This is a genomic window from Candidatus Nanohalococcus occultus, from assembly GCF_029207735.1.
GTDB classification, from domain to species: domain Archaea; phylum Nanohalarchaeota; class Nanosalinia; order Nanosalinales; family Nanosalinaceae; genus Nanohalococcus; species Nanohalococcus occultus.
The window spans coordinates 411,304-433,853 of the sequence record NZ_CP104395.1; the positions used below are offsets into that span (position 1 = coordinate 411,304).

The following is a 22,550-nucleotide window of genomic DNA, read 5'->3' on the forward strand; positions in this document are numbered from 1 at the left end:
TTTTCGATCATATACTCTCGTTATATTCTTCGATAGACTATGTTTCTGTTATGTCAACTCTGGGTGGTTATGTCGGCATTGATTCAGAACAGCTTGATCTTGAACAGGCTCACAGAGATCTAAGTTTTTCAGGTATAAAGAGCAAGCTGGATGGAGAGCTTCTAGTCCTCAAAGAACAGAAAAAGTCTGCGTTAAAGATACTGTACGAATCACAGGGGTATGGTCCGGGAAGGGATATCTAGACTTCTGTCTTGCTGTTTCCTCTAATATTTTCTCTAATTTTTTCCTCGTCGAACTCTATACCTGAAGGTTCTACGTCCGATCCGTGTTGGAGTCCGTGACCTGAGACGTAATGGTTCTGAACTGTCAAAACCAGTGACTTCTCAGTCCGGCCTGTAAGTACGGTACCACACATTTTACACGTGTACTTGTAACTCATTGTCTCTGCTCTCTGTAAAAATAAAAATCCTGGTTGGAAGTGGTTTTTTCCCGTTTCAGCCCTGGATTTGGTGGATCTCTCTTAGAATCCGGGTTTCGTCTCTGTCGGAGTGTGAGGAGGGCTTTCCGGTGTTTCGGTGTCCTTCGGCATAGTGATTCTGCGCGGAGAGAACTAAAACTGCTTTCGAAACTCCTCTAAGCGATTCCCCACATCTTTTACAGATGTATTCGTATTTCATTGTCTTGAGCCTCAGGTAGAATATGTTATACAGTTTATAAGTCGATTATTCTGCGGTAATGTATCTTCATCGTCATAACGTTCGGATACCGTTATACTGATTAACCCGCAGTTAGACAGGTATTACATGGTATATGAGATCAAATGCGTTGAATGCGGAGAGATGCTAGACTTTGGTGGAGAACCTACTGATGAACTACCTGAAGAGGCTATAGAGTTCAACGGAGATATCTACTGCCGTAACTGCGTCAGAAAGTTCGTTGAATTCGGTACCGGCAGCTTGGAGCAGAGATTCGAGGCTCTGGAAGAAGCTGTAGAAGATATAAGACAGCACCTGGGAATGGAGAAAGGACTGAATATTTAGTCTTGTTTTTCTCCCATTTTCCCGCTTCTCTCGATTGAAGCGTAGTTAGGGCATACAACAATCCATTCTTCGTCAACTCCCGCCATATCTCCGTCAACGGCTTTAACTGTTTTCTTCAACCGGTTAACAGCTCTTTTAAGATCAGCCATTTCCTTGTTTTTCAGCGGCCGGATGTTGACCCATACGATGCTTTCATTTCTGAGATGCTCCTGTACCTTATCTACATCCTCGTATTCTTTGAGAGTTTCTGCTCTAATCACCACGTCTTCGCTGCGTTCAACTGTCTTCGCATCTAGTTCAACGAAGTCATCGTCTACTACGTTTTCTTCATCTGTCGATTCTGATTTCTTTAGAAAGTCTAGCGGCATCTTGTATCGGTCCTCTAACCAGTTATTACGGCTTGATTCTTTTATAATTCATCATCAACAGAGATCCACAGCATTTTAGATTCTCTGAATTCAAACAATCAATGTCTTGAAATCAAAAGCCCGGAAAATACTTGACTCGGTTTACCCTGGCCAGTCATTCGAACTTGAGTACCTCGGAGACCATCAGACACATGAAACATTTTCAGCTGTCTCGGAAACCCATAGCTTAGTACTCAAACTCTGTGATAACGACTGGTCAGCCATGCCTGACTTCGAGAAAGGATTCGCCGTGGAGCCGCTGATTTTAGAAGCACTTCAAGACAGCGAAGTCCCTGTACCAAAACTCGTAGAATACACTGAAGATTACATATTGATGGAGAAAATACCTGGAGGCTCTCATGGGAACATCTCGTTCTCTGAAAACCGGGATGCTGTAAAACAGGCAGGCAAGATCCTCGGAAATTTACACAACCGGTTCAGCTTCGATTCAGCCGGTGGCTTCAAAACCTCAAGTCCGTTAACTGTCGAGCCAATGGAATGGCCGGAGATGTACCGTGAAATTATCTGGCAGCTTTCCTCTATGCTGGAAAAGATAGATGCCTACGGTACACGGGATAGGATACGTAAGATGGCTGAAGATAATCTAGGGCTTATTGAGGATCGAGACGAGTTCGTGCTGGTTCACCAGGAGTTTTCCCCGCGAAACCTGGTAGGCGATGAAAAGGGAATTAACGCGGTAGTTGACTGGGAGCGAGCGATTTCCGGCGATCCTGAGTACGATCTTTTCACGGCTGAAAAACATCTTTTACAGGCCGAACCTGACAAACCCGAAGTATCTGATAAAGCAGATGAAATAAGAAAGACTCTTATCCAGTCTTACCGAGAGGAAAGAGAGCTAGCCGACGGCTGGCGTAAAAGACGGCGCCTCTACCAGCTTCCGTACATAACTATAATGATGTATGTAATGAAAGATGAAAACGATGAGATAAGACCGGAGCTGTACGAGCAGCTTGCTGTTATAGAAAGTAAACTGAAGTGAAATGTGGTTTCTAGTCTTCCAGGCTTTCTACTTTGGAAGCTAGGTTCCAGATCTCGGTTCTGGTATGTTGTTTGATGTTCGGATCGTTACTTACCTGATCAAGTATCGATCCTGCGGTATTCACACGGACTGAAAGCTCTTCTTCCCCGTCTTCTAGTTTCTCAGCTGCTTCTGTCAGCATATCCGTTACGTTGGAAGGGATCGTGTTTTTCTCCGCTATATCTCTCATACGAGAGGTCAAGGAGTTTATGGAGGGCATCTCCGTTACCCCATGTTCATGTTTCCTTGAAGGCTTTCCCGGCTCTCGTTCATCTGATCCTGAAGCTTCTTTTCCTTCTTGGCCAGGCTCTTTTTCCTGACTTCGAGATCCTCAACTTTGTCTTCTAGCTCTTCTTCTAGCTGGTCTGCGTCTTTCTCGACCATGATGGATCCTACTGCTGAGTAGACTTTGCCGTCTTCGTTGTCCTCTAGCTGGTTGAGAGCTTTTCTGGCTTCGTTGATCTCGGATTCTGTTTCCTCTTTCTGCATGGAGATTTGCTGTAGCTGCTGTTGTGTCTGCTGAAGCTGCATCAGCATCTGTTGTGGGTCTTGTTCTTCTGACATAGTATGGTTCACCTTTGTAGTATCTTGTTGGCGAGCAGGCTCATCCTTAATGCGTTATCCGTTACTCCACGAAGCCTGCCCAGTGTATCCGTACGTGAAGTAATTTCCAGTCCGTTTTCCGTCTTAACTGTGTACTCTACGTTGTCATCTGTCTCGAGACTTGGCTTCAAAGCCTTTGCTATCTGCTCGGCGTTTGAGCTGTCTATCTCGAGACTTGATTTCATTACAGTGCCTTTACGCGCTGAGTGTCACGTGATCGTAGCTTGAACAGTACTCTGTGGGAACACTTCGGGCAGATGATCTTTTCCTCTACAGGATTGATCGTTACTTCCTGCTCGCATTTTACACATTTGTATCCTGCTGCCGGTTCCTGTTCTTCGAGTTCCTCTACTTCTTCTGTGGTTTCTTCTTCACTCATCGTCCTCGATTGCCTCCTTGGCTTCCTCGAGTTCTTCTGTCTCTACCTGAAGAGCTTTCTTCATCGTCTCTTCTGCTCCTGTATCGACTTTGTAGGCGCCGCCTGCTACTTTCTTGCCTGTTTCCTTGTCTTTCCAGACTCCTGCGGCAACTCTTTCGTATCCTTCTTCTTTTGACTCTGCTTCGTCTACGTTTCGTCGGATCTTGCTTCCGTAACGGGATCCGAATCTCTTGGATGATGTGTTCTTTCTAGGCATTGGTTGAAAACCTCTGTTATAATGGAAAAAGAGGGCGGAAGGCTTTTATTCTTCCGCCGCGTTATCGAGGATTTCGCGCAGATCCTGTGTCTGGCTTTCCGCTTCCTCGATGATCTGGTTGATTTCGTCCTGGCTGAAAGGCTCGGTCTCTCCTTTCTGCATTGCCACGACGTTTCCTTTCTCGTTGATTGAGACTGTCAATCGTGCGTCACGTGCGTCTTCCTCTTCGCCTGTTACATCCCAGAAGATCTCCTCTCCGATCTTGTGGCCTGTAACTGTGACCGGCTCGGTATCGATAGGGATGTCTCTATCCTTCTCTCCTCTGACGAGTGTGTCCTCTTCCTCGTCGTATACAGGGATGTAACCTGTCTTGAGAGCTGCCATCGCTCCAAGGCTTGATGCGTCGATCAGGTTGCCGTCGTCGTTCAGTACGTGGACGTCGATGAAGACAGTCATAACCTTCTCGCCTGGCTCGATACATAGTTCTTCCAGGTCAACGGCTTCCGACTCTCTGATTCCTCGGTCGACAACTCTTGCTAGCTCGACTCCTTCTTCCTGTGGAGGTCCGGATTCGTACTCACGCGCTGCCATAGGCGCTAGCTCTGCGTTGGTTACAATCGTTCCCTCGTCAGGTCGGTCGCTGTAAGGTGATTCAACTCCGATCTTGATTCCGACAACTACCTGTGTCTTTCCGATACTTACCTTTGCTGATCCTTCAGCTGTCTCGTGGATGTAATCGGTCTCGACTTCGATCTCTCTGAACTCCTTGAGATCTCTGCCGTCAAGTCTTTCCTGGTCTTTTGCCATCTTCCGAATTGTGTCTTGGTTAAGTTTCATTATTGGTTCACCTCCGTTTACTGTCTGATTGACTCGTATGTCTCGATCAGGGTTTGTCTCTGCTGTTCGTAAAGAGATTCACAGCCTTTCTTTGCCATGGAGATACAGTCATCTACCTGCTGTTTTGTCAGGTCTCCGTCCATCTGAAGCAAGGTGATTTCGTCTCCTCCGTTGATAACTGCGATTGGAACGTCAGCGTTTCCTTTCTTGTCCTCAAGTCCGTTGACGTCGTTGACAACTTCGCCGTCGACAACTCCGGACGCACAAGCCGATACAAGTCCCTTCATTGGGATTCCTGCGTCTGCTAGGGCAAGTGCTGCTGCGTTAATTCCTGTAACTCTGGTTCCTCCGTCGGATTCGATAACTTCCATTGAAATGTCGATTCCTGCGGTTGGGAACTTCTCCAGTCTGATTGCCGGTTCAAGAGCGCGTTTGGCTACTAGGCCGATCTCCTTTGCTCGTCGGTTCGGTCCTGGTCGCATACGGTCGTCAACGCTGAAAGGCGCCATGTTGTACCGCATCTTGATTACAGCACGGTCGGATTCCTGTAGGTGCTTCGGGTGAAGCTCCTGTGGTCCGAAGACAGATGCTACAACTCTTGTGTTACCTGTCTCTACCATTGCGGATCCGTCTGCTTCGTCAAGAACTCCTACTTCCATTGTGGTCTCTCGGACCTCTGATTTTTCTCTTCCATCCATACGTGTTCCGTCTTCCTGGAAAAACTGTACTTCTTCTTCGCTCATTAGTTTTCTACCTCGTTTTCTAGCCATTCAGCCATCTTGTCTGTCAGTCCGTCGATGTGTGCTTCACGTTCGACTTTCTTGACTGCCTTTGTGGCTAGGTTCTCGTTTTCTCCTTTGATCCATACAAGGCCGTTCTGACCGACGATGATTGTCGTATCAGTTTTCTCCTTGATCTGTCGGACCATTGTTCCCTTGCGTCCGATTACACGTGGGACTTTGGAAGGAGCGATCTTTACGATCCGTCCGCCTGTAAGCTTCCGGCATCTTCGATCCTCCATCCCTGTATTGACGTCGAAGCCTTCTGTGACGTTTGTGACCTCTGTTACGATCGCATCGCCGACATCAAAGTAGTCGGATAGATCGTCTTCGTCCAGGTCGATGTATTCGTCAACTGCGACGTCGATTTTCATCATTGCTTCGTAAGGGGAGTCAATATCAACTCTCCAGTTCGAGAAACTTACACTGGAGACTTCTCCAATTACAATGTCTCCTTCGCTTGGAATGTACCGTCCTGACATAGGTACGACGCGTACACTGCTTCCGGAGTACTCAACGGTTCCCATAAATTCTGATATGATTTTACTGTCTTCTTCGTAGACACCTGAGTGTGGATGGATATCTTCTCCTTCAAAAACCACGTCTCCGGGTGTAACTAGTTCATTTTCTTCTTTTACACGAGTCATAAATTATTCTAACCTCAGTTAAGCGTTCCTTCCTTCAAAGAAGTATCTGCTTTATAATAAAGTTCGTTAGACGAAATTTTTTAAATCCGTCTCAGTTAAGCCGGTTCTAAATGTACTGTTCTGCCGGCACTTCCTTCAAAGCTAACTCATTCGTTCCTTTCAGCATCTCAACGATGTCTCTGTAAACCTCCAAGCCGCCGGTCTTGTGCTTGAAAGGCACTCCTAAGACCTCGGCTGTCTCTGCCATTGAATCATCCGTACTGTAAAGTACGGTATGAGTTCTTGAATCCCTCGATCTTATCTCGCCGATAAGCTCCTCGCCATCCATCTCTGGCATCCTGTAGTCGGTGACCAAAACATCGTACTCACGTTCCTCCATTAACTCAAGAGCATCGCAGCCCGACCCACACGTCCGGTAGTCCAGTCCCTCCTTCTCGAAGACGATCTCCGCCAGATCCCTAAGCTCATCGTTATCATCTACCAGAAGGATATTCTTGCTCATCAAAACTATTCTGGTTCATCATGATTATACCGCTTTCCCTTATAGTATAGTAAACATCTCTGGACTTTTCGGAATAAAAGACTCGAAACAAAAGAGGTTTCATGCTGGAAGAATCCCGACGAAGTAAGCTTGAATCAAGACTAAAAGAAGTCTTCTCCGACTATAGAGAGCTAGCCGGCGGTAAAAACTACCGTTACCACCATCTCAGATCATCCAGAAAGTACGCGGTGAAGCTGATTGAAACTGTTGACGAGGAGGTCGATGAAAAAGCAGTTGAGATCGCAGCGCTTTTCCACGACATCGGACGCAGCGAAGACATCAAAGACGGTTATTTAGACCCAATAAAGGCTCATGAAGGTCACGCCGAAACAGGAGAACGGATTGTAGAAGAACATATTGGCGATCTAGTTGGCGGAAAAACCCCTGGAAAAAGTAAAGCAAGCGATCGGAAACCATCACTCGGAGCCAGAATCAATCGAAGACAGAATTGTCCAAGACTCTGATCTACTCTTCAAATTTGGCGTTCAAAGCCTCTGGCGGAAAATCCATTACTCGAGTGAAAAAGAAGAAACCTTGCCCGAAGCACTAGAGTATCTTAACGGAACCGAGTTCGAGAGGATGGAAGGATGGATCGATGAACTACACTTTGAAAGATCCAAGGAGGTCGCAGAGAAAAGACTTGGTGATCTGAAAGAAGCAGTTGAAAAGATCGAAGTAGAGATGGAAGGAGAAGATATCTAGACTTCCTTCATCTCGGCTTCTCCCTTAGCAATTTCCTGGATCTCATCCATCAGCTCGGTTAAGGCTCCGGCCGCGATCGTCACGCGGGCTGTAAAGTATTTATCGCCCCACTGTTCGTCACCAACGTCGGCTGCTCTCTGAATCTTATCGTATGCCTTCCCAGCCTTGTCCACAGGTATCCGGATCGCAACGGTTTTCTCATCCAGCGATACAGGTATTATCGGCCGGACGGACTCGATTGCGCGGTCGAACTGCTCTTCAATGTCCTCGAAGGGATCGGCGTGGAAACCTGCTTCCTCCAACGCGTTTTCAACTCGCTGCGGTGGATGCGGGTTACCGGTCTTCGGGTTCTGTGCGCGGCGAGCTATCATGTTAACTATCTGTTTGCGGTTGTCTTCGCGCATCTCGGCTTTTTGATCGGTGGTCAGCTGCATCTCTCCTTTCTCGAAGATTGTCTTCGCTGCTTCCATCAGCTGTTTGGTTCCGAACTCCTCGTCTAAATCTTCTGTTGAGGCTCGCTCTCCTTTCTCCGCGTCCAGAAACACTTCCTGTACGAATAGAAGTCTCTGGATGTCATGTTCCTTTCCATCGAGCTTTACCTCCTTGGCAAGCTCCGGTTCCACAAGTATCTCGAAAGGTTTGTCGCCTTTGTACCTAACCCTTATCGCATCGGAAGTGTCCATAAATAAACTAAGCTGTCAAGAAGTTAACAACGTTATCCCTGCCAAACCGGGGCGAAAAAACAAAAGGGGAAAAAGGGGAAATGTGGTTGGCTTTAGAAGCCTAGTCCGCGTTCTTCAAGCTCTTCAGGCGGGATGACATCGAAGTCATCTTCCATTGAGACGATCGCTAGCTCGATGTTTTTCGGATCGAGATCTTCCTCTCCTTCATGAAGAGAGTTTACAGCTAGCTTGATAGCCGCGTCCTCATCCATTCCTGACTCCCAGTTTTCCTCAAGATGCTCTGTGGCTTCGCTTCCGCCTTTTCCGATCGCGACAGCTTTCCACTGGTTGAGCGTTCCTGAAGGATCTGTCTGGTAAACCTTTGCGTCACCGTCTTTGACTCCTCCTGCGATGGTGGAGACTCCGAAAGGACGTACTCCGCCGTACTGTGTGAAGTGCTGGCATCTGTCCGCGACGAACTTCGATAGAACGTTCATCGGGATAGGCTCATCGTATGTCATCAAGTATCTTTGAGCTTCCTGTCTTGTTTCATCAACAAGGCTGCGTCCGTCCGCAACAAGTCCTGAAGTTGCGATTCCGATGTGGTCGTCGACCTTGAAAACTTTCTCTGGATTTCTTACACGAAGGTGCTGAGTCGAACGGGTTGCTGCGAGGATTACTCCTTCCTCGTAGACAAGTCCGAGCGCTGTTGCTCCTTTCTTAACTGCTTCTTTCGCGTATTCGACCTGGAACAATCTTCCATCAGGAGAGAAGATAGTAGCTCCACGGTCATACTGTTGCTGTTGTGGGTTGGTCATCTGCATCTACAGTTTTTCACCTAGAAACATGTGTTATTTGAAAATGGAAGACTTAAAAGACTGAACCGAAGGAATTGAAAGCCTTTTTTAGCTTCACCTCTCTAACCGTTCAACAAGGCGATGAAAGCCGGACACCGGTCGAGCCTCAAAACAGAGAACTGCGTTCAGCTTGTCTGAACGCTCTCTGAAGATCAAACTCTGGAAGCTCAGAGAGCTTCTAGTCGCAGAAAATCTCTGATTTTCGAGTCCAGAAGTTTGTGGTCCACTAGCTCAGGGGTCAGAGCGCCGTCCTTATACGGACGTAACACCACAGAGAGTGTTTCGCCTTTAGTTAGGCGGTGGTCCCGGGTTCGAACCCCGGGTGGACCATTACATCTCTCTAAGCCGTTTAATCCTCTCTTCTATCGGTGGATGTGTTGACATCAGAGACTTTCCGGAGCCAAACGGATTCGAAAAGTACAGATGGGAGACTGCTTTGTTGACTTCCATCTTCGAGTGCTGGTTCGATATTTTCTCCAAGGCATCTGCGAGTCCGTCCGGGTACCGGGTCATTTTTGCTCCTGAGGCATCGGCCAGGTACTCTCTTTTACGTGACATCGCGAGTTGAACCATCCGGGCTGATATCGGCGCCAGGATTGCGAGGGCTATACCGACTCCGATCGCCCATGGCGGGGCCTCATCGTCTCCACCGAAGAACATGCTGTGTAACAGTATTTCGCTCAAGATGCTGATCATTCCTATCAAGGCGACCGCTACCGTCATGAAAAGTATGTCGTGGTTCTTGATATGTGCGAGTTCGTGGGCTAGTACGCCTTCCAGCTCGTCTTTTTCCAGTTTTTCCAGTGCGCCTTTTGTTACACAAACTTTCCCGTCCTCCGGTTTACGGCCGGTGGCAAACGCGTTGATCTCCTTTTTCTCCTGTACGTAAAGTTCAGGCATCGGAGTTCCCGAGGAAATCGATAAGCCCTCCATCAAATCGTATAGCTGCTTGTACTTTTCTTCATCGGCTTTCTGGGCGCCGACAACCCTCAGTATCATCTCATCGCTTCTAAAGTACGAGTAAAGTACGTAGAGAACTGATATTCCTGATCCTGCTGCCAGTATAAGGAAGGGGCTGGCTCGTGGAACGAAAATCCTGCCTGATACGAATATCAATGCGAGCAGTATCAAAGGAACGAAAAACAGTAGGAGGTATGATTTCCTCCGGTTCCAAGTGATCTGATCTTCCAGCATCATGGTTTATTCGCCGAAGCTGACGTCGGGAAGTTCTTTGTCCGCTGTATCGATCTGAAGCTGATCTTTCTCAGTTTTACCCATCAGGTTTGCGAAAACAACCGCAGGGAAGGTCTCAATACTGTTGTTGAACTCTAAGATCGCATCGTTGTAGTGCTGGCGTGCGTAGGCAACCTTGCCTTCGATCGAGGAAAGTTCTTGCTGTAGCTCCTTGAAGTTCTCGGAAGCTTTCAGGTCCGGATACTCTTCAGCTACCGCAAAGATGGATTTCATCGCTTCCGTCATCTGGTTGCCGGCTTTAGCTTCCTCTTCTGGACTCTGTGCGTTGACCAGTTTCTCTCGGCTTTCCGAGACTTTCTCCATTACCTCTCTTTCGTGATCCATGTATCCTTCAACGGTCTCAACCAGGTTCGGTACCAGATCCGCTCTCTTCTTGAGCTGGACGTCTATCTGCGCCCAGGCGTTATCAACACGGTTTTCAAGCTTCACAATTCTGTTATAGTAGTATACTGTTGTGAGAAGGCCTAGTCCGGCTAAAGCTGCCAGTCCTCCGATTGCGTAAGTTAAAACTGCCATAAGTTATCAAACGGCTGCTAGATTTAAAACAGCTCCAGTGTAAAGACGGGGTTTTCAAGATGTTTTTGAGATGATCTTTTCAGCGGCTTTATCGAATCTTTTTTCGAGCTCCTTGGCTTTGGCTTTTCGTTCTTTACGTTCTAAGAATTCTTTCCAGTGTGGAAATCCTGAAAATAAAAAACAGGTTGCGTCAAATCTGTAGGCTGCTCTTATCTTTCGGAACTCACTTCCTTTCTTGAATTCTCTGACGGATGAGTAGCCTTCATATAGGCTGTAACGTAGGCCTTGTCTTTTTTGTTTTGAAAGATAGTTCAGGTCGTAGTCTATACTGAGATACTCTGTCAGAACAAGATCTAGTAAGTCATGTCCTGAGTTTAGATATCCCCAGTCTATTATGGCCTCGATATTTCCCTTTTTATCGATAAGGACGTTATCGAGGCGGTTGTCCTGTCTTAAAAGAACAGATTGAGGGCTGTCAGGAAGATAGTTCAGAGACTGGTCTAGAGCCTTCTTCCCTTTTTCACATAATTCTTTATCTGCCCATTTCTCGCCTTCGCTGATACGCCATCCGTTCCTATCTCCGAACCTCTGTTTCCAGCTTCCTGTGCCGTGTTCTACGTGTAAACTGTTATCTTCGAACTTGACTTCTCCGTAATACGAAAAATGTATCTGCTCATGTAGTAAGCCGAGATATGTTCCATACTCGTAGAAAAACCGTTTGCGCTGCTGTTGATTCGGATGCCTCCTTATATCCCCTGCGTTCTCAGAGTCTATCTTTTCCAACACGAAAAACGGCGGGTTCGAAGAAAGATGTCTGTACGTCACTTCGGGGACGGGAAATCCCTGTAGCCTCCCTAGTTTTTCGTAGACAAGGGCTTCTGCCTTGAAGCGTTGCTTATCTCCGCTGTCTTTAAGGAACTTAAACACATAGACTCCGCTATTGGTCATAACTTCGTAGAGCGTGTTGATACCCGGCTCTATGGTCTTAATTTCTCTGATATCTTCATCTGAAAGAGTTTTCTCAATTTTCTTCCGTAGATCGTCAGACACATAGGAACTTCTATGCGTTGGGTAAAAAAAGATACGCTCTATAGAAGACTGTATGAACAGGGAGCTGATCAGAACATATATCAACCATTTCCTTCCACGTGATGTGGTTGGACCGGTCATAATCGTTTTCTCACTTGAAGGTGTGATCAGCGGTCTCTTCGAGCTTTACGTTCCACAGGAGTATGCGACCCTTTCATGGCTTGGAATATTCTTTGCCTCCGTATGGCTTGTCGCCAAATGGGGTACTACTGGCGAGGCCGAAGAAAAACTTGAGAGAAAGATCGAACATATCTCCGAGTAAACACGGGTATCAAATAGGTGTGCCTACAATTTCATGGTATGTCGGAGTATCAGGAGATTAAACAGGATGTTGTCAGATCCAAGGACATGAACGAGCGAAGCTTCCAGGTTCTGACCAAAAACTTCTATGTTTTCAGAGCAGCCATCAGATACTTCGCTGTACGCCAGGGGCTTTCTTTCACGTCTTCTAAGATCTCCGATCGTTTCCCTATCACGGCTTCATCGGCAGGCTCCGGTCTAAACGTTTTAGAGGAGCTTGAAGTCGTCGAGTCCCGGACATCGAGTTCGAAAAGCCGTTACATGCCTAAAGACGTTGACATCGAGCGTTTGAAACTTATCGAGGAAGTTCTTCAGGATAGCTTTGAGATAGAAAGTTTCTGGAAGCAGGAAAACTAGAGAAAAACAATAAATCAGTTCTTTTAGAATAAGCAGGTGATGAGCGATCCTAGAGAGCCAGCGAAAAAAGTATTTGGAGACCTTACAACACCTGAGAACGTAGAAATTGTACGCAGAAAAGAAGACTTACCCGAAGAACTGCCCGAAGCAGTTTACGTTGTAGTTGATGTGATGTACTTTTCAACAACTTCTGTTGAGATACTTGAAGGCGGAGCAGACCAGCTAGTTGTATACAGAGAACTTAAGGAAAAAGATGAGACCGAGGTATCGCTTCTCGGAGGGGAAAGAGACGAAAGCTATGGCGCTAAAGACGGCTACGATCTGTTCAACTCGCCGAGCTTCGTAGAGGAACTCGAGCTGGAAGATCGCTCAGTAGGTCTGACCTCGACTAACGGAGCGGAAACAGTACATCTAATCGAGCAAGCAACCAGTGAAGGAGCCGAGACAGTTATAGGATCGACAGTTAACGCCAAGACAACAGCCGAATACCTCAAGGAATCGGATAAACCTGTCTATATTATTGCCTGCGGACGCCGCGGAGAGGAGATTATGGAAGATTACCTCGGAGCATACCTGATTTCCGCGCATATGGAAGGAGAGGTTACAGAAGAGCTGGAAAACAATCTCTTAGAGGTGATAACCGATGCCACGGAAGCTTACTATGACGACATTCCGGACCGACGCAGGAAAGACCTAGAAAACCATATCAAGAACTTAGATGGTTCCAAGGTCGTGCCGGTAAAGAACGGTTCGGATCCAATCCGGTTTCAGTAAAGACTGCCTTCAAAACGCCGCTGGATGAATTCTTCGCCCAGAGAACTGTTGTTTTCTCTGTCGAAACTTTCCAGCTCATCTTTTCTTCTTTTTCCTATCTCTACGGCCTCTTTTAATGATTCAGGGGCTGGAATGAAGGTTGTAAGCGCCAGGAATTTTTTGCCGTCCGGATCCTTTTCCATAACTGCTTTTTTCGAGACCATGCCGGGCTGTTCGTTTTCCTCGAAGAACTCTATAGCAGAATCCGGGAATCCAAGGAACCTGCCGACAGCCTCATCCGAAAACCCGTAAAACCGGCCAGAAGAATTTTCTAAAATCTCCATCCGGGACTCATCGTTCGTGATGAAAGCACATCGCTGGTCGTGTTCCGGGCGGTTCCCAACCGCCACACCGGGTTTCGAGACCCTGCCTTCGGAAACCTTAATCGCTAAATCCAGTTCTGAACACAGTTCTCGCAGGGTTTTTTCCTGCCGATCATCGACGTTCATCGTCAATGCCGCAGGCTTTTCGCCTATAGCAACCAGAAAGATTGGGTACTCCGATCCGTCGCTGAGAACATCCAGTTTTCCACCGAACCAGTCTTCAATTTTCTCTACGTTCATAGGTTAGGAAACTCAGCCGATCGTTTAAAAAGCGTTGATTATCTTTGCTTAATCATGGCACTGAAAATCCTTTTCACCAGCGACTTCCACGCAAGTGAGGAACTGAAGGAAGCAGCGATAAAGGAAGCTAACAACGGAGACTACGATCTTTTCATAAATCTAGGAGACTTCATGGACATGGAGTTCGCAGAGGACCTGATGGCTAAAATTGATATCCCTGCGATCGGCTGTACAGGAAACCGCGATATGTTTTTCGACAACGAGTTCCTGGACGATGAATCGGTCCCGGTATACAACTTCCTGGATGCTGACATCGACGGAGGAGAGTACAAGGTAATTCTGATAGGCGGAGACTTCCCGGAGAACGTGAAAAACGAGGTAAGAGAAGTCCTGGAAGATTACGAAGGCGATTCCAGCAAGGTAATAATCGGATCGCACTACCCGCCGCACAGACTCAACGACAAGATCCACTCCGGTAAAAGGATAGGGTTCAAGGAGTTCAGAGAGATCATCATGAGAGAGAAACCATCTCTATGGGTCCACGGACACGTACACGAGGACTTCGGGAAGGATTCGTTGATGGATACAACTGTTTTGAACGCAGCAGCGGATGAAACCGGCAAAGCATGGAGCGTGACAATCGGCGACGATGGCGGCGTCGAAAGTTACGAGGAAGTCCAACTCGTATAAAGAGTTCCCTCCATTTGGTAATTGTTAGGGCTCTTAGTTCAGCCTGGCGGAACGCTTCCTTGGCAGGGAAGAGGCCTCGGGTTCAAATCCCGAAGAGTCCATAAGACGCTTGTTTGTTCGAAGCGATTTTAGATGCCGTATAGTATTTGATGGCCGTCACTGGAGCGAGTAGACGGTAACTCGGTTCCAGCTTTCCGGCCTTACTGATTTCACTTCGAGACTGCCTTCCTGTGCTAGGCCTGAAAGCTCCTCGTCCATAGCAGCCCAGTCGTACTGTCTGTTTTCCTTTGATTTCATTGAGCCAGGGTTTTCCTCGTATATTATATCGGCGACGGCTTCTGGCATCTTTTCAAACATACTCTCGTACATAGCTTCCAGGCCTTTTACCGCATCTCTTGCTGTAAAATCGCCTTCATCCAGTTCGCCGTCTAAGATCTCTGGAGGCGAGGTATAGCCTACTGCGTTTTCAATATCGTGGATTAAGTCTTCGCTGGTGTAGTTTTCCGCGTTCAGACTTGTTTTATGGAAATCTCTTGGTTGGCCTTTAGACATAACAGTGTGTATTACTTCGTATTACTATTTAAATATTACGTCGTAATACACGGTTTTTTGGGAGACTTGTTCTTGAGGGCGTCTATATTTTGACCTTCCTCTTGATCTTTTTCGGAGCCTTGAAACTTGGTTTTTCGCCGTTTAACGCTTCTAACTCGGTCTCAAAGTCTCTGTAACTTGGTTTCATATACATGTTATGTGGGCGTATAGGTATCCTTATTGTTACAGGAACAAAGATGTGATGTACCGTAATTAAGCCTTGTTGTTATGTAGTTCTTCGAGTATCCCTGCGCTTCCTTTACGAGAATTCTTTCTACGTATAAGTATGGCTGAACTCATTAGGCCGATTATGAAACCGATTATCCCGGTTATAACTCCTTCTATAAGGTAGAAGGCTATGGCTGTCAGCAAACCTGCCATGTTCGTGGCTACAAGGTAGCGGATCAGTTTCTCAGCCTTGTCTTCCATACCTCTACAGCCTACCGGAAACATAAAAACAGTTAACCTATCTAACCTGTTTAGAGGGCTCTTAGTTCAGCGGCAGAACGTCTGCTTCGCAGAACTGGTTACGCTCGGTTCGCACGCAATCAGGCATTCAGCGAATGCCTGTCGGATGACGGAACTGGTTCAGGAATAGCAGAAGGCCCTGGGTTCAAATCCCAGAGAGTCCATAGAGCTGCTTCATGCTTACAAGAACAGTCTTCCGTGATTTTTGTTTCTTTAAAGTAGCTAAACAATCTTCTTTAGTTGTTTTAAATTGTTTGCGATATCCCTAGTTGTTTAAGCCGAATAAAAAATGTTTGAAAATAGTATGGAGAGCAGTATAAACCTTGTATCTAGAAAAAAGCTTTTAGCCGTGATTTTAACTGTTTTCGGAGTCTCTCTGATAGGTCTTGCGGGCGCGGAACTCACAAACCGTTTTTCAAACACTGCCGCCGGGGAAATTAACGTTCAAAAGGGTTTTGCCTACGGTATGGGTTCGGAGGGATCGGAGTTCTCTACGGAGCTGGCTTCGGGTTCTGATCTCCGGCTTGTCTCGAATGTTTCGAATCTTGCGAATGATAGGTCTCAGCCGGCTGTGGAAGTGATTTCGATCGGGGCAGATTCCGATCTTTCCTGGCGACACCTTGAGTCCGTGGAAATATCACGTGCGAATGAAGGAACTCTTTACAGATACCGTTTGGATGTTGGTCCACGCGGAGAGCCTGAACTGGTTGAAAAACGGTGGGAGAGTTATAGGTCTGAGAATCAGAGCATGACGTTTAACAGAACTGTGCGTCAGGAATCAGGAGAGTGCTTCGGGGTTCGTAACTCGGATGTTGACGGAGATGGCGGTCAGGAAATACATTTGTGTATAGGTGACCGTCAAGGAAAACGTTTTCAGCCAGATGAATCCTGGAATGGAACCCTCTCAATTAACACGAAATCGAGCTTTCCTAATGGACCTCTAGAAGTTACAGGAAGTATTTATTCGTTGTATGATCCTGAGACAGGGACTCATCCAAGACTGGTGAGAGAATGCGTTCGTTTCAACTAAGACGGTTTTCTCTCGTTTTCATGTCTCTTGCCCTGATTCCTGTCTGTTCAGCGGTTTCAATCGAACCAGCTAACATTTCCTTAGAGCTTAGATCCGGAAGTGATTACAGGATACCTTTGAAGGTTGAATCAGCTGCTACAGGATCTGAGAACGTAACCTTGGGTCTGAAAGTTGATGCGGCGGAAACTGATACGGAAGGCATAGATATACGGCTGAGTGAAAAACAGATTAGAGATTTACGGGGAAAAGACAGAATCTATCTCTTGATAAATACGTCTTTCGGCTTGAAACCTGATCGTTTCAATATCTCAGTACTCACGGACTCCAGGGTTTCAGAGAGTTCTGTACAGGAAGCTAACGTACAGAGTGAGGGTTCTGGTTCATCCAGCGGCTCGGAAACCACGGGTGGGAGGACGGGAGGAGGTCTCCCGGGTCTGCTAGCTGAATCCTTCGGAGGTTCCACGGGTGCCGACTGGGACAGCAGAGAAAGATCGGAGAACCGTACGGAAACAGATAATGATACAACCGGGATAGAAATCTCAAACAGCTCTAAACTCAGAAAAGGCGGTGGAGGCTCAAGTCCTTCTGACCGCCGTGTAGGTGCCTTCGCTGAATACGTTGATGGAGATATAATCGTTTTACTGGCGGGTTTGGCGGCGCTTGTAACCATCCTGTTTTCAAAAAATACTTTTTCAAGGATATATTCGGTTCTTTCCTAGTTTTCAAGCTCTTTTTTGAACGAGCTGTAGCCAAAGTATGCTTGGTGTAGACCGGAAAGCCCTACAAGTATGTAGATAGCTGTTCTGACAGTCTCTGCGATTCTGCCGGTTATCATGTTTAAAGGGTTCAGCTGGTTTCCGGCGAGCAGGCCTAGTCCTTCAAGTCCGATAAGCAGGCTGCCCGATACTACCAGCCAGAAACTTGCCTGGCTGAGTATCTCTTCCTCGTTCATAGCTAAGAGTTAGCCGGGGCGGGATAAAAAGCCCCTAGTCTTCGAGCCTGTCGGCGGTTTTCTCCATCTCCTTCGAGATGCTTCTAAGCTGGTTGATGAATGCCTCAGACTGAGCCGAGTACTCTTCCTGTACCTCCATGTTCTGTAATGCCTTGCGTACGTGAGCCTCCTTCACTTTATGCATCATCTCCGCATCCTTCATGGTGGCCTCTACGATCTCATCGAGCATCCGGGAAAGCACGCAGTTGACTACGTGAGGAACATCTCCGTCCAAAGTTTGCTCGTCGCTCATGTTCTCCCGGAAAATCCTTCTGATACGTCCTTCGGAAAGAGCTAGATCGCTGTTTTCAAGTTGGCCGTAGTTATCAGGTACAAGCTTCTCAAGATTCATACTTACTTTACCGGAGGCAATACTCTAAAACGTATCATGTTAGCAGCCTGTCGAAGGCCGACATATCAACTTCGTTACTTTGTGTCCGAGCCATTGACCGTATCATGATTGGATCAGGTACGTTAGGATCGCGGACCGCCCGGGAACAGGTATCCATTACGTCATCAAACATTTCGTTGTAGCTCTCTACTAAATTGTCAATACGTTGCTCGTAGCCTCCTGTAAACTCCTTTTCTCCTATAACTCTGTACTCTGCGGTATCCGGTATGTTTTCACGCGCATCTCTCAGACTTTCAAGCATTTCTTCGTGATAATCGATTGTCCTTGCCATTTTCTGAGCTTCCTCAAGCAACATACGTTTCGAGACTGCTTTTCCCTCATCCAGCTTACATTCTCCATCTCTTGTGTGGTAGAAACTATCTAGATAGTTGCCGTAACGTTGACTGTCGTGGATGAGAAACTCTTGTGTTCTTTCGGCTGTGTCTACAAGTTTGTGGATCTCTTCAAAATCCATGAATCTGTGTTTATCGTTCAATTATAAAATATTTACTAGAGCGCACAGGTCGTCGAGCGGTCCGTTGAACATCAGGGTTCATTAACTTTGTCATCGATCATAATCTATACGGATTCCTGCGGTTGTAGTGTAGTCCGGTCAATCATGTTGGCTTCTCGAGCCAACGACCCGGGTTCAAATCCCGGCAACCGCATCAACATTCTGGATCAAAACCTACGTTTTAACGTATATATCCTATTTAAACGGACTATACTTATCATGGCTTAATGAAAAGAGCTTTACTGACTTTTCTAACGCTTAGCTTGATTCCCTTCGCTATTTCTCAAACACCTGAACACCAGAACACTGATTTTTTCTCCAATGAAGATATATCTCCTGGAGAAGAGATAACGTTCGGCGTACAGTACGGACAAGGGGATAGGATAGATTATGCTACTGCTAGCTTGTATAATGGAGCGACAGAGGTAAGTTATACGCCATTGGTTGATAGAGACGGCGATAATTTCTATACAGGTACTTTGGGAGGTACTCAAGTCTTAGAGGATTACCGTCTTGTAATTAAAGCCTGTAACTCCGATGGCTGTAGTAGAAAAGTACATTACAAGGAAGTTGAGCCGGTTGACTGGGAAGATCACTTTGGAACTCACAGAAGCCCTGTGCTTCCCCGCTAACTTTTCTTTTTAAGCCGTCTGAGATGTCTCGGCATCTTCTGACCGGTGTTCTATGTTTCTAACTGTCTTTTCGGCATGGAAAAGAACGTCAGTGAGTCTAGGAGATAATCTTGTGGTGCCTGAGAAGCTTTCATGGACTTTGCCGTAGGTTGAGCGTGTTGCGGTAAAATGAGGTAGGCTGTTCTCGGGGAATCGGTAGATTAGCTCATAGAAGTAAAGTGAGGATACCGTGGCGATACGGTACCTGAGGCCGTAGGTCTGTGAAACCTGTTTTTCGGCCTCGATTTTGAGTATCTCTGTCATCTAGGCGTTTTCGAGTTCTTCCTCGATCCCTAGTGACTCTGCGAGATCCTTGTAGTTCTTTCTGACGGTGACGGATGTTACTCCGACTTCGTCTGCGATCTCTCGCTGTGTGAGTTTCTCTCCCTCAAGCTTTGTGGCAATATAGAGGGATGCTGCTACGATTCCTGTAGGGCTGCGGCCTGCCAGCGCGTCCGTGTTACGGGCATCTTGGATGATTCCACGAGCTTTTGCCTGGACCTCTCCTGAAAGTCCGAGCTGTGATGCGTACCGCGGGATAAAGTCTTCTGGTCGTCCTGGCTTGATCTGCATGTCAAGCTCTCTGGCGGTGTGTCTGTATGCCTTTCCAAGCTTTCTCTTCTTGATAGGTACCTGTTCGGCGACTTCCTCCAGCGTCCTTGGAACATCCTGTTTACGTGCGACAAGATATACTAGCGCTCCGACCGTCGCATCGATTCCACGGCCCTGAATGATTCCTTCCTCCTGTGCTTTCTCGGTTAGACGGGCTGCTTCCTCGTAGACAGATTCCGGAAGGTTTAGATCGCTGGAAACTCTCTGTAGTTCTTTCAGCGCCTGTTGTAGACCTCTGCTCCGTGAGTTGCTCAGTCTCTTGTCCCATTTACGCATACGGTAGTACTGTGTTCGTTTACGTCCTGAGACCTTGTTCATCTCTGCGTTATGGCCTATCTTTGTTCCCATTCCCTTATCCGCCTTCGTAAAGGTGATTGGGCTTCCGACACGTCTTTTTTCCTCGCGTTCTTCGGAGTTGAATGCTCTCCACTCTTTAGAAGTGTCTACACGGTCTTCATCGACTACTGTTCCACATTTCCGGCAGTATACTTCCCCACCTTCCTCTCTAAATCTTGTGGAACCGCAGGTAGAGCATTGGACGTCATCTCCCTTTGCTTCCTGTATCTGTGATCTTTTTACTGGAATTGTATCTTCGCTAGAATTAACCGTATTTTCAGTTGACATATCTTACTTAATGAGTAGAAAAATTTATATAATTTCGTTCGGCGAGATATCGCTGATTCCTGCTTTTAGCCTCTCTCAGGCTTCAAAAACCGGTTTTTGTTTATATATACAAAAATACGGGTTTTTGTCAATGTTACTACCGGCTGTGCCTATCTGTTTTATATAAATTCGATTATGGTTCTGTGTCATGGTACGACTTCAAAAGGACGGTAACGGCCGTTATCACATAACAGTCCCCAAGCGGCTCGTAGAGTGTTTCGGCTGGCACAAGGGCGATGAGATAGATTTCGAGATCCTTGGAAGCAACCAGCTGAAGGTAGAGCCGAGGGAGTAACTATTCTAGGTTTCTTTCAAGTTCGGATTCCTTTGGACTGATTCCAAACGTCTCTATAAGCCCTTCTGAAAGCTTGTCTCCTTTCTCGGTTAAACTATATTTTTTACTTCTGCCCTTTCTCTTCGAGTTAAGCAGATCCAGTTTCTCCATCTTGTTCAGCACTCTGACCGCGTGGCTGTATGTAGTATCTGTTGTCTCAGAGATCTTTCTGGCGTTTAAAGACGGCTTTCTCTTTACAGCTATCGCTATCTCCGTAGGTTTGTCCTTAAGAAATAGCTCTCTGGCCTTTGACTGTGTTTTAGACTTCATCTGGTCTCCCCCCGTTCAAAGAGTATGTCCTGCCAGCTTTTAATTTGAATTGTGATATGTCACAATCGGGAGAATATAAAAAGTTGTTAGGAGGTGCGGAAGAGGCTTTTAAGCTGTAATCTTCCGTTTCCAGTCTCCTTCTACAGAGCTGTCGTTCTGTACGGCTTCTTCGTCGCCGCCAAGTTCGCGCTCGTATTCTGAGATACATTTCGAACACTTGTTCATTCCCTGGTGTTCTTTCATCTCTATATCGATACCGAACTCTTCTTCGAGCTCCTGTTTATCCCTGCCACATACTTTGCATTTCATGTGCTACTTGTTGGAAGTGGATAACAATCCTTTTAAAGCTTTTTCCTGTCCGTCTGAATCTCTGATAGTTTGCTTTTCAGTCCTTAGAGAAGCTCTGGGACGGTATCGCCGGGTATCGGATTCAGGTCTGCTGACTCGTTTTCCCTGGCATCCAGTGAATCCTGCCGTTCGTTGCCGGATGAATCCCTGCTACCGCCTGTGCCAGCGGTTCTCACAAGATCGCACTGTCCGAAACTACTTGTTGAGTTCTGCCCATCCACAAAAATCCCTGTCTGGACGTTGAAACCGCAGCTCGCGGTCGGGATTTTGAAGGAAACTCCGTTAAGCTCGAAGACTAAAAACAGATCTATCTGGCCTCCTGAGCGTTCTCCGTCTTTGATGTGTTCTACCAGCCAGTTATCGATTTTCTGGTTGTCGATGCTTGCTTTGAACTCCAGTGTCTCGGTCTCCCCGGGATCTATCCTGGTCTTGTCCAGGGAACGGATAGGTCCGGATGTGATGTTTGCTAGGTCAACGTCGTTAAGGCTTATAGCTCCGCTTAAACGAGGAGTAGGTACTGGGTACGGGTTAGGGTTTTCTATTTCTGCCTCTGCGTTTATCGTGGTTCTTTCTTTCGTTACTTTTCCGAACTCTGCTGAACCTCCTTTGACCTTTATTTCGGTTCCTGTGCCTTCGATGCCTGCGATATCCGGGCCGGAGTAGTTGCCTTCCATGCTTTTCATGGCTTTGTCCAGGGTTGATTCCAGGTCAGTGTTGATACTGGTTGAGTAGCTGATCCCGTTTAACCGCAAAGGAAGACCAAAGATTCGTCTACGTACACTGAAATCAATCTTGACATTTGTCTGTTCATCGTTTCTAATGTGAGATATCCACCACTGCGGGATTTTCTGCTGGTAAAGGTAGGATTCGATCTTCAGGCTTTGATTCCCTTCCCTTATAGCAATACCTTTCTTCAGACCTTCTGCCAGCCTGATACCGTTCATGTTTAACTTGTATTTTACCTCAAGTCGGGAGAGGTTGAAGCTGACGGGATTATCATTTTCTATCCCGGCCGTCGATTCGATCCCTATGCGTTCGTCAGATACCTCGGTCCAGTCTCCACGGTCCTCTACTCCGAACTCCGGAACCGAGATTATACCTGCCTGGTAAGCCGCAAAACCGGAACCCGATAAAGCAGTTAAAATAACTAGAAACGCCTTGGCCTTGAAGCTGATCATACCCACGTTTTACTTCCAAGTGTTTAACTCACTATGGATCGCTACAGTCACGGATGAACCCGCAGTTATCACAGATTAGCTCACATGCTACATGTTTCCGCATCGATCCACCACAGTTCCAACAGTTAAACATCGAGTTAGCTCCAGTTTCTTCGCTG

At 46.8% G+C, this 22,550-nt stretch carries 41 protein-coding genes and 4 tRNA genes; 17 read left to right on the forward strand and 28 right to left on the reverse strand.

Translation table 11 applies throughout. The features are described from left to right. Positions 1 to 50: 50 nt before the first annotated feature. A complete protein-coding gene (locus tag SVXnc_RS02145) occupies positions 51 to 242 on the forward strand; it encodes a hypothetical protein (protein ID WP_347722321.1) in 192 nt (63 codons plus the stop codon). On the opposite strand, the gene SVXnc_RS02150 is transcribed toward SVXnc_RS02145, so the two are convergent. Together SVXnc_RS02150 and SVXnc_RS02155 are read right to left on the reverse strand one after the other, a co-directional pair. Beyond that, entirely contained in the window at positions 239 to 439 is a 201-nt protein-coding gene (locus tag SVXnc_RS02150; protein WP_347722322.1) for a hypothetical protein, read from the reverse strand. The genes SVXnc_RS02145 and SVXnc_RS02150 overlap by 4 nt on opposite strands. 55 nt (positions 440 to 494) lie before the next feature. Then, a complete protein-coding gene (locus SVXnc_RS02155; protein ID WP_347722323.1) occupies positions 495 to 677 on the reverse strand; it encodes a hypothetical protein in 183 nt (60 codons plus the stop codon). Positions 678 to 803: 126 nt separating this feature from the next. Between SVXnc_RS02155 and SVXnc_RS02160 the strand changes: the two genes are divergently transcribed. Next, on the forward strand, positions 804 to 1,040 hold the full coding sequence (locus tag SVXnc_RS02160; RefSeq protein WP_347722324.1) for a hypothetical protein: 237 nt from the start codon (positions 804 to 806) through the stop codon (positions 1,038 to 1,040). Here the strand turns inward: SVXnc_RS02160 and SVXnc_RS02165 are convergent. Next, positions 1,037 to 1,408, reverse strand: a complete 372-nt coding sequence (locus SVXnc_RS02165; protein WP_347722325.1) for a cell division protein SepF — start codon at positions 1,406 to 1,408, stop codon at positions 1,037 to 1,039. The two genes, SVXnc_RS02160 and SVXnc_RS02165, sit on opposite strands and share 4 nt — an antisense overlap. A gap of 106 nt (positions 1,409 to 1,514) precedes the next feature. Here SVXnc_RS02165 and SVXnc_RS02170 point away from each other — a divergent pair, with 106 nt between their 5' ends. Next, positions 1,515 to 2,447 carry a phosphotransferase family protein gene (locus SVXnc_RS02170; RefSeq protein ID WP_347722326.1) on the forward strand — a complete coding sequence of 311 codons (933 nt, stop codon included), beginning with the start codon at positions 1,515 to 1,517 and terminating at the stop codon, positions 2,445 to 2,447. 10 nt (positions 2,448 to 2,457) lie between these two features. Here the strand turns inward: SVXnc_RS02170 and SVXnc_RS02175 are convergent, their stop codons facing one another. The 9 genes from SVXnc_RS02175 to SVXnc_RS02215 form a co-directional block, all read right to left on the reverse strand. Continuing rightward, the gene (locus SVXnc_RS02175) at positions 2,458 to 2,706 is read right to left on the reverse strand and encodes a UPF0147 family protein (protein ID WP_347722327.1); all 249 of its coding nucleotides are present in this window, start codon (positions 2,704 to 2,706) and stop codon (positions 2,458 to 2,460) included. A 5-nt stretch (positions 2,707 to 2,711) separates the two neighbouring features. Then, positions 2,712 to 3,050, reverse strand: a complete 339-nt coding sequence (locus SVXnc_RS02180) for a prefoldin subunit beta (protein ID WP_347722328.1) — start codon at positions 3,048 to 3,050, stop codon at positions 2,712 to 2,714. A gap of 8 nt (positions 3,051 to 3,058) precedes the next feature. After that, positions 3,059 to 3,274, reverse strand: a complete 216-nt coding sequence (locus SVXnc_RS02185) for a KEOPS complex subunit Pcc1 (protein ID WP_347722329.1) — start codon at positions 3,272 to 3,274, stop codon at positions 3,059 to 3,061. Then, positions 3,274 to 3,468 carry a DNA-directed RNA polymerase subunit P gene (locus SVXnc_RS02190; RefSeq protein WP_347722330.1) on the reverse strand — a complete coding sequence of 65 codons (195 nt, stop codon included), beginning with the start codon at positions 3,466 to 3,468 and terminating at the stop codon, positions 3,274 to 3,276. Before SVXnc_RS02190 ends, SVXnc_RS02185 begins: the two co-directional genes overlap by 1 nt. Next, positions 3,461 to 3,724 carry an eL43 family ribosomal protein gene (locus SVXnc_RS02195; RefSeq protein WP_347722331.1) on the reverse strand — a complete coding sequence of 88 codons (264 nt, stop codon included), beginning with the start codon at positions 3,722 to 3,724 and terminating at the stop codon, positions 3,461 to 3,463. The genes SVXnc_RS02190 and SVXnc_RS02195 overlap by 8 nt, the downstream gene beginning before the upstream one ends. Positions 3,725 to 3,769: 45 nt before the next feature. Then, positions 3,770 to 4,561 (reverse strand): exosome complex protein Rrp42, encoded by a 792-nt coding sequence (rrp42, locus tag SVXnc_RS02200; protein ID WP_347722332.1) that lies wholly within the window; start codon positions 4,559 to 4,561, stop codon positions 3,770 to 3,772. Positions 4,562 to 4,578: 17 nt separating this feature from the next. Further along, positions 4,579 to 5,304: an exosome complex component gene (locus SVXnc_RS02205; RefSeq protein WP_347722333.1), complete on the reverse strand. Its 726-nt coding sequence runs from the start codon at positions 5,302 to 5,304 to the stop codon at positions 4,579 to 4,581. Continuing rightward, the gene (gene rrp4 / locus SVXnc_RS02210; RefSeq protein WP_347722334.1) at positions 5,304 to 5,987 is read right to left on the reverse strand and encodes an exosome complex RNA-binding protein Rrp4; all 684 of its coding nucleotides are present in this window, start codon (positions 5,985 to 5,987) and stop codon (positions 5,304 to 5,306) included. The genes SVXnc_RS02205 and rrp4 overlap by 1 nt, the downstream gene beginning before the upstream one ends. 106 nt (positions 5,988 to 6,093) lie before the next feature. Further along, complete coding sequence (locus SVXnc_RS02215; RefSeq protein ID WP_347722335.1) at positions 6,094 to 6,489, reverse strand: response regulator; 396 nt, start codon at positions 6,487 to 6,489, stop codon at positions 6,094 to 6,096. A 101-nt stretch (positions 6,490 to 6,590) separates the two neighbouring features. Here SVXnc_RS02215 and SVXnc_RS02220 point away from each other — a divergent pair, with 101 nt between their 5' ends. Then, positions 6,591 to 6,992, forward strand: coding sequence for an HDIG domain-containing metalloprotein (locus tag SVXnc_RS02220; RefSeq protein ID WP_347722336.1), 402 nt, complete (start codon positions 6,591 to 6,593; stop codon positions 6,990 to 6,992). A 70-nt stretch (positions 6,993 to 7,062) separates the two neighbouring features. Next, positions 7,063 to 7,230, forward strand: a complete 168-nt coding sequence (locus SVXnc_RS02225) for a hypothetical protein (RefSeq protein WP_347722337.1) — start codon at positions 7,063 to 7,065, stop codon at positions 7,228 to 7,230. On the opposite strand, the gene SVXnc_RS02230 is transcribed toward SVXnc_RS02225, so the two are convergent. Together SVXnc_RS02230 and SVXnc_RS02235 are read right to left on the reverse strand one after the other, a co-directional pair. Continuing rightward, on the reverse strand, positions 7,227 to 7,913 hold the full coding sequence (locus SVXnc_RS02230; protein WP_347722338.1) for a ribosome assembly factor SBDS: 687 nt from the start codon (positions 7,911 to 7,913) through the stop codon (positions 7,227 to 7,229). The two genes, SVXnc_RS02225 and SVXnc_RS02230, sit on opposite strands and share 4 nt — an antisense overlap. Before the next feature lie 92 nt (positions 7,914 to 8,005). Then, entirely contained in the window at positions 8,006 to 8,716 is a 711-nt protein-coding gene (locus tag SVXnc_RS02235) for an archaeal proteasome endopeptidase complex subunit alpha (RefSeq protein WP_347722339.1), read from the reverse strand. Between the two features lie 253 nt (positions 8,717 to 8,969). On the opposite strand from SVXnc_RS02235, the gene SVXnc_RS02240 reads away from it, so the two are divergent. Then, positions 8,970 to 9,079, forward strand: a tRNA-Ile gene (locus SVXnc_RS02240). Here the strand turns inward: SVXnc_RS02240 and SVXnc_RS02245 are convergent. Genes SVXnc_RS02245 through SVXnc_RS02255 form a run of 3 tightly spaced genes read right to left on the reverse strand, consistent with a single transcriptional unit; the run spans position 9,080 to position 11,569 of the window. Then, on the reverse strand, positions 9,080 to 9,946 hold the full coding sequence (locus tag SVXnc_RS02245; protein ID WP_347722340.1) for a M48 family metallopeptidase: 867 nt from the start codon (positions 9,944 to 9,946) through the stop codon (positions 9,080 to 9,082). 3 nt (positions 9,947 to 9,949) lie between these two features. Beyond that, positions 9,950 to 10,519 (reverse strand): LemA family protein, encoded by a 570-nt coding sequence (locus SVXnc_RS02250; RefSeq protein WP_347722341.1) that lies wholly within the window; start codon positions 10,517 to 10,519, stop codon positions 9,950 to 9,952. A 54-nt stretch (positions 10,520 to 10,573) separates the two neighbouring features. After that, positions 10,574 to 11,569: an aminoglycoside phosphotransferase family protein gene (locus SVXnc_RS02255; RefSeq protein ID WP_347722342.1), complete on the reverse strand. Its 996-nt coding sequence runs from the start codon at positions 11,567 to 11,569 to the stop codon at positions 10,574 to 10,576. 52 nt (positions 11,570 to 11,621) lie between these two features. Between SVXnc_RS02255 and SVXnc_RS02260 the strand changes: the two genes are divergently transcribed. The 3 genes from SVXnc_RS02260 to SVXnc_RS02270 are packed head-to-tail and all read left to right on the forward strand — an operon-like array spanning position 11,622 to position 13,039. After that, positions 11,622 to 11,870, forward strand: coding sequence for a hypothetical protein (locus SVXnc_RS02260; protein ID WP_347722343.1), 249 nt, complete (start codon positions 11,622 to 11,624; stop codon positions 11,868 to 11,870). A gap of 38 nt (positions 11,871 to 11,908) precedes the next feature. Continuing rightward, on the forward strand, positions 11,909 to 12,265 hold the full coding sequence (locus SVXnc_RS02265) for a hypothetical protein (protein WP_347722344.1): 357 nt from the start codon (positions 11,909 to 11,911) through the stop codon (positions 12,263 to 12,265). Between the two features lie 39 nt (positions 12,266 to 12,304). Further along, positions 12,305 to 13,039, forward strand: coding sequence for a 2-phosphosulfolactate phosphatase (locus SVXnc_RS02270; RefSeq protein WP_347722345.1), 735 nt, complete (start codon positions 12,305 to 12,307; stop codon positions 13,037 to 13,039). Here the strand turns inward: SVXnc_RS02270 and SVXnc_RS02275 are convergent. Next, positions 13,033 to 13,641 (reverse strand): hypothetical protein, encoded by a 609-nt coding sequence (locus tag SVXnc_RS02275; RefSeq protein ID WP_347722346.1) that lies wholly within the window; start codon positions 13,639 to 13,641, stop codon positions 13,033 to 13,035. The two genes, SVXnc_RS02270 and SVXnc_RS02275, sit on opposite strands and share 7 nt — an antisense overlap. A 54-nt stretch (positions 13,642 to 13,695) precedes the next feature. Between SVXnc_RS02275 and SVXnc_RS02280 the strand changes: the two genes are divergently transcribed. Next, a complete protein-coding gene (locus SVXnc_RS02280) occupies positions 13,696 to 14,331 on the forward strand; it encodes a metallophosphoesterase family protein (RefSeq protein WP_347722347.1) in 636 nt (211 codons plus the stop codon). Between the two features lie 27 nt (positions 14,332 to 14,358). Next, positions 14,359 to 14,432: transfer RNA gene (locus SVXnc_RS02285), tRNA-Ala, on the forward strand. A 55-nt stretch (positions 14,433 to 14,487) separates the two neighbouring features. Here the strand turns inward: SVXnc_RS02285 and SVXnc_RS02290 are convergent. Together SVXnc_RS02290 and SVXnc_RS02295 are read right to left on the reverse strand one after the other, a co-directional pair. After that, on the reverse strand, positions 14,488 to 14,883 hold the full coding sequence (locus SVXnc_RS02290) for a hypothetical protein (RefSeq protein ID WP_347722348.1): 396 nt from the start codon (positions 14,881 to 14,883) through the stop codon (positions 14,488 to 14,490). A gap of 252 nt (positions 14,884 to 15,135) precedes the next feature. Next, complete coding sequence (locus SVXnc_RS02295) at positions 15,136 to 15,351, reverse strand: hypothetical protein (RefSeq protein ID WP_347722349.1); 216 nt, start codon at positions 15,349 to 15,351, stop codon at positions 15,136 to 15,138. A gap of 55 nt (positions 15,352 to 15,406) precedes the next feature. Here SVXnc_RS02295 and SVXnc_RS02300 point away from each other — a divergent pair. The 3 genes from SVXnc_RS02300 to SVXnc_RS02310 all read left to right on the forward strand — a co-directional run bounded on the left by SVXnc_RS02300 (position 15,407) and on the right by SVXnc_RS02310 (position 17,139). Then, positions 15,407 to 15,554: transfer RNA gene (locus SVXnc_RS02300), tRNA-Ala, on the forward strand. Between the two features lie 140 nt (positions 15,555 to 15,694). Then, the gene (locus tag SVXnc_RS02305) at positions 15,695 to 16,420 is read left to right on the forward strand and encodes a hypothetical protein (RefSeq protein ID WP_347722350.1); all 726 of its coding nucleotides are present in this window, start codon (positions 15,695 to 15,697) and stop codon (positions 16,418 to 16,420) included. A 20-nt stretch (positions 16,421 to 16,440) separates the two neighbouring features. Then, positions 16,441 to 17,139: a hypothetical protein gene (locus SVXnc_RS02310; protein WP_347722351.1), complete on the forward strand. Its 699-nt coding sequence runs from the start codon at positions 16,441 to 16,443 to the stop codon at positions 17,137 to 17,139. Here the strand turns inward: SVXnc_RS02310 and SVXnc_RS02315 are convergent. The 3 genes from SVXnc_RS02315 to SVXnc_RS02325 are packed head-to-tail and all read right to left on the reverse strand — an operon-like array spanning position 17,136 to position 18,277. Then, a complete protein-coding gene (locus SVXnc_RS02315) occupies positions 17,136 to 17,372 on the reverse strand; it encodes a DUF378 domain-containing protein (protein WP_347722352.1) in 237 nt (78 codons plus the stop codon). The two genes, SVXnc_RS02310 and SVXnc_RS02315, sit on opposite strands and share 4 nt — an antisense overlap. A gap of 34 nt (positions 17,373 to 17,406) precedes the next feature. Beyond that, complete coding sequence (locus SVXnc_RS02320) at positions 17,407 to 17,763, reverse strand: hypothetical protein (protein ID WP_347722353.1); 357 nt, start codon at positions 17,761 to 17,763, stop codon at positions 17,407 to 17,409. A gap of 34 nt (positions 17,764 to 17,797) precedes the next feature. Then, positions 17,798 to 18,277 (reverse strand): hypothetical protein, encoded by a 480-nt coding sequence (locus SVXnc_RS02325; RefSeq protein ID WP_347722354.1) that lies wholly within the window; start codon positions 18,275 to 18,277, stop codon positions 17,798 to 17,800. Between the two features lie 118 nt (positions 18,278 to 18,395). Between SVXnc_RS02325 and SVXnc_RS02330 the strand changes: the two genes are divergently transcribed. Both SVXnc_RS02330 and SVXnc_RS02335 read left to right on the forward strand, forming a co-directional pair. Further along, a tRNA-Glu gene (locus SVXnc_RS02330) sits at positions 18,396 to 18,470 on the forward strand. A 73-nt stretch (positions 18,471 to 18,543) separates the two neighbouring features. After that, positions 18,544 to 18,948: a hypothetical protein gene (locus SVXnc_RS02335; protein ID WP_347722355.1), complete on the forward strand. Its 405-nt coding sequence runs from the start codon at positions 18,544 to 18,546 to the stop codon at positions 18,946 to 18,948. Between the two features lie 9 nt (positions 18,949 to 18,957). On the opposite strand, the gene SVXnc_RS02340 is transcribed toward SVXnc_RS02335, so the two are convergent. Continuing rightward, on the reverse strand, positions 18,958 to 19,251 hold the full coding sequence (locus tag SVXnc_RS02340) for a hypothetical protein (protein ID WP_347722356.1): 294 nt from the start codon (positions 19,249 to 19,251) through the stop codon (positions 18,958 to 18,960). Next, the gene (locus SVXnc_RS02345; RefSeq protein WP_347722357.1) at positions 19,252 to 20,223 is read right to left on the reverse strand and encodes a transcription initiation factor IIB; all 972 of its coding nucleotides are present in this window, start codon (positions 20,221 to 20,223) and stop codon (positions 19,252 to 19,254) included. A 187-nt stretch (positions 20,224 to 20,410) separates the two neighbouring features. Between SVXnc_RS02345 and SVXnc_RS02350 the strand changes: the two genes are divergently transcribed. Next, positions 20,411 to 20,557 carry an AbrB/MazE/SpoVT family DNA-binding domain-containing protein gene (locus tag SVXnc_RS02350; RefSeq protein ID WP_347722358.1) on the forward strand — a complete coding sequence of 49 codons (147 nt, stop codon included), beginning with the start codon at positions 20,411 to 20,413 and terminating at the stop codon, positions 20,555 to 20,557. Here SVXnc_RS02350 and SVXnc_RS02355 read toward each other — a convergent pair whose 3' ends face one another. The 3 genes from SVXnc_RS02355 to SVXnc_RS02365 all read right to left on the reverse strand — a co-directional run bounded on the left by SVXnc_RS02355 (position 20,558) and on the right by SVXnc_RS02365 (position 22,392). Then, entirely contained in the window at positions 20,558 to 20,866 is a 309-nt protein-coding gene (locus SVXnc_RS02355; protein WP_347722359.1) for a winged helix DNA-binding protein, read from the reverse strand. A gap of 108 nt (positions 20,867 to 20,974) precedes the next feature. Beyond that, on the reverse strand, positions 20,975 to 21,175 hold the full coding sequence (locus SVXnc_RS02360; RefSeq protein WP_347722360.1) for a hypothetical protein: 201 nt from the start codon (positions 21,173 to 21,175) through the stop codon (positions 20,975 to 20,977). 83 nt (positions 21,176 to 21,258) lie between these two features. Then, positions 21,259 to 22,392, reverse strand: coding sequence for an LEA/WHy family protein (locus SVXnc_RS02365; RefSeq protein ID WP_347722361.1), 1,134 nt, complete (start codon positions 22,390 to 22,392; stop codon positions 21,259 to 21,261). Positions 22,393 to 22,550 lie beyond the last annotated feature (158 nt).